The organism is Planotetraspora sp. GP83, assembly GCF_041262585.1.
Taxonomy (GTDB): domain Bacteria; phylum Actinomycetota; class Actinomycetes; order Streptosporangiales; family Streptosporangiaceae; genus JAOEGB01.
In genome coordinates, this window is the sequence record NZ_JBGCBZ010000019.1 from 170,684 (window position 1) to 177,888 (window position 7,205).

At 72.5% G+C, this 7,205-nt stretch carries 7 protein-coding genes; 6 read left to right on the plus strand and 1 reads right to left on the minus strand.

Annotated features, from left to right (window positions below):
* Positions 1-12 precede the first annotated feature (12 nt).
* The 5 genes from ABH927_RS25310 to ABH927_RS25330 are packed head-to-tail and all read left to right on the plus strand — an operon-like array spanning position 13 to position 5,602.
* Positions 13-1,425 (plus strand): cobyrinate a,c-diamide synthase, encoded by a 1,413-nt coding sequence (locus ABH927_RS25310; RefSeq protein WP_370025429.1) that lies wholly within the window; start codon positions 13-15, stop codon positions 1,423-1,425.
* Positions 1,422-2,630, plus strand: coding sequence for a precorrin-6y C5,15-methyltransferase (decarboxylating) subunit CbiE (cbiE, locus tag ABH927_RS25315; protein WP_370025431.1), 1,209 nt, complete (start codon positions 1,422-1,424; stop codon positions 2,628-2,630). The genes ABH927_RS25310 and cbiE overlap by 4 nt, the downstream gene beginning before the upstream one ends.
* 28 nt (positions 2,631-2,658) lie before the next feature.
* Complete coding sequence (cobM, locus tag ABH927_RS25320; RefSeq protein ID WP_370025433.1) at positions 2,659-3,411, plus strand: precorrin-4 C(11)-methyltransferase; 753 nt, start codon at positions 2,659-2,661, stop codon at positions 3,409-3,411.
* Positions 3,408-4,043 (plus strand): precorrin-8X methylmutase, encoded by a 636-nt coding sequence (locus ABH927_RS25325; protein ID WP_370025448.1) that lies wholly within the window; start codon positions 3,408-3,410, stop codon positions 4,041-4,043. The genes cobM and ABH927_RS25325 overlap by 4 nt, the downstream gene beginning before the upstream one ends.
* Positions 4,040-5,602 (plus strand): precorrin-2 C(20)-methyltransferase, encoded by a 1,563-nt coding sequence (locus tag ABH927_RS25330; RefSeq protein WP_370025435.1) that lies wholly within the window; start codon positions 4,040-4,042, stop codon positions 5,600-5,602. The genes ABH927_RS25325 and ABH927_RS25330 overlap by 4 nt, the downstream gene beginning before the upstream one ends.
* A 39-nt stretch (positions 5,603-5,641) precedes the next feature.
* Here ABH927_RS25330 and ABH927_RS25335 read toward each other — a convergent pair whose 3' ends face one another.
* Positions 5,642-6,130, minus strand: a complete 489-nt coding sequence (locus ABH927_RS25335; RefSeq protein WP_370025436.1) for a hypothetical protein — start codon at positions 6,128-6,130, stop codon at positions 5,642-5,644.
* Between the two features lie 299 nt (positions 6,131-6,429).
* Here ABH927_RS25335 and ABH927_RS25340 point away from each other — a divergent pair.
* Positions 6,430-7,205, plus strand: a 776-nt coding sequence (locus tag ABH927_RS25340) for a DUF222 domain-containing protein (RefSeq protein ID WP_370025438.1), incomplete at its 3' end; no start/stop codon positions are given.

Here is a 7,205-nt window from a genome sequence, read left to right on the forward strand (position 1 = left end):
GGAGGGGCGGGAGTGGCTGAGCTTCCGCGCCTCGTCATCGCGGCGCCCTCCTCGGGATCCGGCAAGACGACGGTGGCCACGGGGCTGATGGCGGCCCTGACGGCCAAGGGCTTCACGGTCTCGCCGCACAAGGTGGGGCCGGACTACATCGATCCCGGCTACCACGCGCTGGCCGCCGGGCGCCCGGGGCGGAACCTCGACCCCTGGCTCGTCGGTGAGGCGCTGATCGAGCCCCTGCTCCTGCGTGGCGCCGCCGGACTGCATGGCGCCGCCGGGGCCGGGATCGCCGTCATCGAGGGCGTGATGGGGTTGTACGACGGCGCCGCCGTACCGGACGCCGGAGCCGTGCCGGACGGCGCGTCCGGCGGCGACTTCGCGTCGACCGCGCATGTCGCGCGCGTGCTTGACGCGCCGGTGGTGCTGGTCGTCGACGCGTCCGGGCAGGGGCGATCGGTGGCCGCGCTGGTCCACGGGTTCGCGTCCTACGACACCCGGGTACGGATCGGCGGCGTGATCCTCAACCGGATCGGCTCGCCCCGGCACGAGCAGATCTGCCGCGACGCGCTCGCCGAGACGGGGGTCGCGGTGCTCGGGGCCATCCCCCGTACCGAAGTGGCCGCGACGCCCTCCCGCCATCTCGGCCTCGTGCCCCCCGCCGAGCGGACGGCCGAAGCGGTGCGCGCGGTGGCGGCGCTGGGCGAGCTGGTGACGGCCACCTGCGACCTGGAAGCGCTCGTACGGCTCGCCCGCGGCGCGTCCCCCCTCAACGCCCCCGCGTGGAACCCACACCAGGTCCTCGCCGGTATGCCTCCCGAGGAGGGCCGTGACGGTGACGGTGACGTGGTCGTGGCGGTGGCCGGGGGAAAGGCGTTCACGTTCGGGTACGCGGAGCAGGCCGAGCTGATCGAGGCGGCCGGGGCCACGGTGGCCGTCTTCGACCCGCTGAGCGACGAGACCCTTCCCGCTGGCGCGTCAGCCCTCGTGCTGCCCGGCGGATTCCCCGAGGTGTACGCCGCCGAGCTGTCGGCCAACGAGCCGCTCCGCCGGGAGGTCGCCGCCTTCGGCGGGCCCATCGTGGCCGAGTGCGCCGGGCTGCTCTATCTGTGCCGGGAGCTGGACGGCCGTCCCATGTGCGGGGTCGTGGACGCCACCGCCACCATGACGGGCACGCTCACGCTCGGCTATCGGCGGGCCGTGGCCGTACGCGACTCGGTGCTGACCCGGGAGGGGGAGCGCTACCACGGCCACGAGTTCCACCGCACGCGCGTCAGCCCGGCCAGTGACGTGCCGCCGCTCTACCGATGGCGGGACGGCGCCGACGGGTACGGCGGGCCGCGACTGGCCGCGTCCTACGTGCACCTGCACTGGGCCGGAAGCCCTCACCTCGCCCGGAGATTGGTGTCACGAGCGGCTCGCGGCGCATGAGCGGGCTGGTGACCGTCGTCGGCATCGGCGCCGACGGCTGGGCCGGGCTGTCTCCGGTCGCGCGGCGCGAGATAGGCGCCGCAGAGGTCCTCATGGGTGGCGCGCGGCAGCTCGCGCTGGTGCCGGACACCGGCGCGGAACGCGTCACGTGGCCCTCGCCGATGCTGCCGGCCGTCGAGGGGCTGCTGGCCGAGCGGGCCCACCAGGCCGTATGCGTGCTGGCCAGCGGCGATCCGATGTTCTACGGGGTCGGCACGACGCTTGTGAGGTTGCTCGGGGCCGACCGGGTCCGGGTGCTGCCGCATCCCTCGTCGGTCTCGCTGGCCTGCGCCCGGATGGGCTGGCCGGTCGAGCAAACGGCGGTCGTGAGCCTGGTCGGCCGCCCGGTGGAGTCGCTGCACCCCTTCGTACGGGGCCGGGTCGTCGTGCTGAGCGCCGACGCCGCCACTCCCGGGCGGGTCGCGGCGCTGCTGGTCGCGAGGGGGTACGGCGCCAGCGTGATGACCGTGCTCCAGCAGCTCGGAGGCCCGGGCGAGCGCCAGATGTCGAGTACGGCCGGGCGGTGGGAGGCGGAGGTCACGGAGATCGACCCGCTGAACGTCGTGGCCGTGGAATGCCGGCCCGACCCGGGCGTGCCGGCGCTGCCCTCCGTCCCCGGGCTGCCGGACGAGGCGTTCGAGCATGACGGGCAACTGACGAAGCGCGAGGTCCGGGCGGTGACGCTGTCGCGGCTCGCTCCCGTGCCGGGTGAGCTGCTCTGGGACGTGGGCGCCGGGGCCGGGAGCGTGGCCATCGAGTGGATGCGCGCCCATCCCGCCTGCCGGGCGGTCGCGGTCGAGAGCCGCGCCGAACGCGCGGCCCGGATCGGGCGGAACGCGGCGGCCCTCGGCGTGCCCGGACTGCGGGTGGTGCACGGCACGGCTCCAGAGGCTCTCACGGGCCTCGAACCGCCCGGCGCGGTCTTCGTCGGCGGCGGCGCGACGGTTCAGGGCACCGTCGAGGCGTGCTGGGAGGCGCTGCGCCCCGGCGGGAGGCTCGTGATGAACGCGGTGACCCTGGAGTCCGAGTCGGTCGTGGCCGCCTGGCACGGCAAGGTCGGCGGCGACCTCGTCCGGATCGCGGTCGACCGGGCCGCGCCGGTCGGAGGCTTCACCGCATGGCGGCCGGCGATGCCCGTCCTGGTGTGGACGGCGGTGCGGCGGTGACCCGTCGTGGGACCAGAGAGGCAAGACCATGACAGTGCACTTCATCGGGGCCGGGCCGGGCGCCGCCGACCTCATCACCGTGCGCGGGCGCGACCTGATCGCCGCCTCGCCGGTCTGCCTCTACGCCGGATCGCTCGTGCCCAAGGAGTTGCTTGAGCACGCGCCCCCCGGCGCGCGACTGGTCGACACCGCCCGCATGACGCTGGACGAGATAGTCGCCGAGATGCTGTCCGCCCATGCCGCCGGGCATGACGTGGCCCGGTTGCACTCCGGCGACCCGTCCATCTTCAGCGCGATGGCCGAGCAGATGCGCCACCTGGACGCGGCGGGCGTGCCGTACGACGTGACACCGGGTGTCCCGGCCTTCGCCGCCGCGGCCGCTTCCCTCGGGCGCGAGCTCACCGTGCCCGGAGTCGGCCAGACGGTGGTGCTGACCCGGACGTCGGCGCGCGCTACCCCCATGCCTCCGGGGGAGGACCTCGGCACGCTCGGCCGCAGCCGGTCCACGATGGTGCTGCACCTGGCGGTCCAGCGCATCGAGACGCTGGTGGAGGAGCTGACCCCCAGCTATGGCGCGGACTGCCCGGTCGCGGTGGTGGCCCGCGCGAGCAGGGACGACGAGGTGGTCCTGCGGGGCACCCTGGCCGACATCGCCGGGCGGGTGCGCGAAGCGGGCGTGGTCCGCACGGCCGTCGTCATCGTCGGCGCGGTGCTGACCGCTTCCGAGTTCCCCGACAGCCACCTCTACTCCGCCGCGCGACACCGCGACGCGATCGACTGAAGGAGCTCGTCATCAACTACATCCGGGACGGCGCGGAGATCTACCGCCGGTCCTTCGCCACGATCCGCGCCGAGGCGGACCTCGCCGGCCTGCCGGAGGACGTCTCCAGGGTGGCCGTGCGGATGATCCACGCCTGCGGGATGGTGGACCTCGTCGCCGATCTCGCCTGGTCTCCCGGCGTGGTGGCCGCCGGGAGGGCGGCTCTCCGAGCGGGCGCCGCGATTTTGTGCGACGCGACGATGGTGGCCTCCGGAGTGACCCGCCGCCGGCTGCCGGCCGGTAACGAGGTGCTGTGCACCCTCGGGGATCCCCGGGTGCCCGGCCTGGCCCGCGAACTCGGGACGACCCGCAGCGCGGCGGCGCTGGAGCTCTGGCGGGACCGGCTCGACGGGGCCGTGGTGGCGATCGGCAACGCTCCCACTGCCCTGTTCCGGTTGCTTGAGCTGGTGGGGGAGGGCGCCGGGCGGCCCGCCGCCGTCCTCGGCGTACCGGTCGGCTTCATCGGCGCCGCCGAATCCAAGCAGGCGCTGGCCGAGCACGGCGGCCTCGACTACCTGGTGGTGCGTGGGCGCCGAGGTGGGAGCGCGCTGGCCGCGGCGGCCCTGAACGCGATCGCGAGCGAGGAAGAATGAGCGACAAGAACAGTGAGCCCAGCGGCCGGGAGCCCGCGCCGGTGGGGCGTTTGCTGGGCGTGGGGCTGGGGCCGGGCGATCCGGAGCTGGTCACGGTGAAGGCCGCGCGTCTCGTCCGTGAGGCGGACGTGATCGCCTACCACAGTGCCCGGCACGGCCGGAGCATCGCCCGCGCGGTGGCCGCGCCGTACCTTCGCGGCGACCAGATCGAGGAAGCACTGATCTATCCCGTCACCACTGAGACCACCGACCATCCGGGCGGTTACCGCGGGGCCATCGAGGAGTTCTACGTCACGTGCGCGGAGCGGCTCGCGGCGCATCTCGACGCCGGACGTGACGTGGTCGTGCTCTGCGAGGGAGATCCGCTCTTCTACGGCTCCTACATGCACCTGCACAAGCGGCTGGCGGACCGTTACCCGACCGAGGTCGTCCCCGGCGTCACGTCCGTCAGCGCGGCGTCCGCGGTGCTCGGCCGCCCGCTCGTCGAGCGGGACGAGACCCTCACCGTCCTGCCCGGGACGCTGCCGCCCGAGGAGCTCGCCGTACGGCTGGCCGCCACGGACTCGGCGGCGATCCTGAAGCTGGGCCGTACGTTCACCTCCGTGCGGGACGCGCTGGAGCAGGCGGGCCGCCTGGACGACGCCTGGTACGTCGAGCGGGCCACCACGGATCGTCAGCGGATCGAACGGCTCGCCGACGTCGCCCCCGAGGACGTCCCGTATTTCTCGGTGGCCATCCTCCCCAGCAGGATCGACGGGCCGTCCGCCGCCGGTCCCCGGGCGGAGTCACGTACCGATGGGCCCCCGGCGGCGTCTCGGGGGGAGGTCGTCGTGGTGGGACTCGGCCCGGCGGGCCGTCCCTGGCTCACCCCCGAAGCCCAGGACGCCCTCGCGACCGCGGATGATCTCGTCGGGTACGGCCCGTACCTCGACCGGGTGGCCCCCAACCCCCGCCAGCGCCGGCATCCGACGGACAACCGCGTGGAGGCCGAGCGGGCGGCGCACGCGCTGCGGCTGGCCAAGGAGGGGTCCCGGGTCGCGGTGGTGTCCTCGGGAGACCCGGGAGTGTTCGCCATGGCGAGCGCGGTCCTTGAGGTGGCATGCGAGCCCGAGTACGCGGACGTGCCGGTCCGCGTGGTCCCGGGGCTGACCGCCGCTCAGGCGGTCGCGAGCCGGGTCGGGGCGCCGCTGGGGCACGACTACTGCGTCCTGTCCCTGTCCGACCGGCTCAAGCCCTGGGACGTGATCGCGGACCGCCTCGCCGCCGCCGCGGCCGCCGATCTCGTGATCGCCATCTACAACCCGGCGTCGCGGAGCCGTACGTGGCAGGTGGCCGCGGCGAGGGACCTCCTGTTACGGCATCGCTCCCCCGACACGCCTGTGGTGATCGGGCGGGACGTCGGGGGACCGGCGGAGACCCTGCGCGTCACCACCCTGGCGAAGCTCGACCCGGCCGACGTCGACATGCGGTGCCTGCTGGTGATCGGCTCGTCGACGACGCGGGTCGTCGAGCGAGGAGGCCGGTCCGTCGTGTTCACTCCCCGCCGCTATCCGGCTTAGGGAGTTCGTCCGTCGGCGTGACGAGGGTGGCCGGGCACACTAGAGAAGGTGGGCCTGGATCGAGATCGTCGCGAAAGCCTGGGGCTTCCCGAGCACGAATTTCTCATCGGACATGCTGTCGGTGTAGGTGCTGGTGAACGGAGTGACCACCACAGCCGGCCTGGGGAGGCGGCTGTTGAGCACCTGGCCGTTCGCGTTGAGAACCAGCCGCTTCTTGCTCAGGCCGATGTAGAAGTTGTCGTCCTGGCCCTCCCTCATCCGGACCGTGAACTCCGCGGTCAACCGGCCGAAAGTCGCGAAGGAGAGAATGCGGTCGCTGGACTGACCCTTTGCGGTGAAGGTCTGCTCCATGTGGTACGCGAAGCATTTGGGAGTGGTCGAGAACGCCTTGTCGTTGATGCAGACTTGCGCGTCCGCGACCCCCGTCCGGGTGACCGAGGCGTGCGCGGCCGCCGCCGGTCCGACCAGCACTGTCCCCACAGTGGCGGTGCCCACGGTCAGGGCCAGTAGACGACGAATGACAGACATGATGAAACTCCTTCGTTGAGCTCGATTGGATGTGCTCAACGGTAGGAGCGCCACCCAGAACGGCCTGCGTCGAAATACGCGCTGACCATGTGGGACCGATCACAGCGGGAGCGAGCACAAATTCATAGTCCGATCCCTGTGTTTGTGCGCGTCATGAAATGCGCGTGATGATGTGGCGCTCCAACAAGTTCGCGCGGGGGGCGGTGATCGGTGCCCTTATTGCGGGATATCGGGGATTCGAGTCGTTCGCATGTTCGAGTTGGTTGCTGGACACTTGACGTGGCCGGAGGGGGTGAAGGGTGATCCAGCAGACGTCAGAGCGCCAGGACGAGCAGCGCGAACGCGGGCAGCGTCAGGATGACGAGGTCCGTGGCGGGCAGCATCAGGAGTGGGAGTGGTGGTGGGTCGATCCCTCCTCAGTGCCGCCGCTCGATGACGTGGAGGACCTGCCCGAGGACGACGCCTTCGCCGACGACGAGCCCCTGCATGACGAGGCCCTGTATGGCGAGCCCGTGGGTGACGCGTCGTGGTACGGCGGGGGCGAGGGTGGCGGGTTGGGTGAGACGTGGCCGTGGTTCGCCGGGATGGCGCCGGGTGGGCGTGCGGCCGCCGGGGTGGCGTGGGGACATGCTCGGCTGGGGCGGCTGCCGGATGCGCACGTGCTGGATGCGGTGGCGGCGGCCCGGCGGATCGCCTCCTGGGCGCAGGGCGTGGAGATGATGGCCGCGGTGGAGCTGTTCGAACGGCCCGCCGTACGCGAGGACGGCTCGCCCCTGCCGGCCGCGTTGGCGGCCGTGCACCGCGACAGTGTGCTGGAGGAGATCGCCGCCAAGCTGCGGGTGACCTCGGGCACGGCCGCCTACCTGGTGGCTCAGGGCGGCACCCTGAAGCGGCGGTTTCCGCGGGTGCTGGCGTTGCTGCTGTTGGGGCGGCTGGACATTGCGAAGGTCAACGCGTTCGTCAACGGGTGCGCGTTCGTCTGCGATGAGCATGCCGCCCTGGTTGAGGATCGGCTCATCGATGGGGCGGAGAACCTGACCTCGGGGCAGTTGCGGTCGAAGATCGCCAAGCTGGT

Bases quoted from the DNA above. Each gene is read 5' to 3' on its own strand.
- cbiE (WP_370025431.1), top strand. From the start codon at position 1,422: ATGAGCGGGCTGGTGACCGTCGTCGGCATCGGCGCCGACGGCTGGGCC.
- cobM (WP_370025433.1), top strand. From the start codon at position 2,659: ATGACAGTGCACTTCATCGGGGCCGGGCCGGGCGCCGCCGACCTCATC.
- ABH927_RS25330 (WP_370025435.1), top strand. From the start codon at position 4,040: ATGAGCGACAAGAACAGTGAGCCCAGCGGCCGGGAGCCCGCGCCGGTG.
- ABH927_RS25335 (WP_370025436.1), bottom strand. From the start codon at position 6,130: ATGTCTGTCATTCGTCGTCTACTGGCCCTGACCGTGGGCACCGCCACT.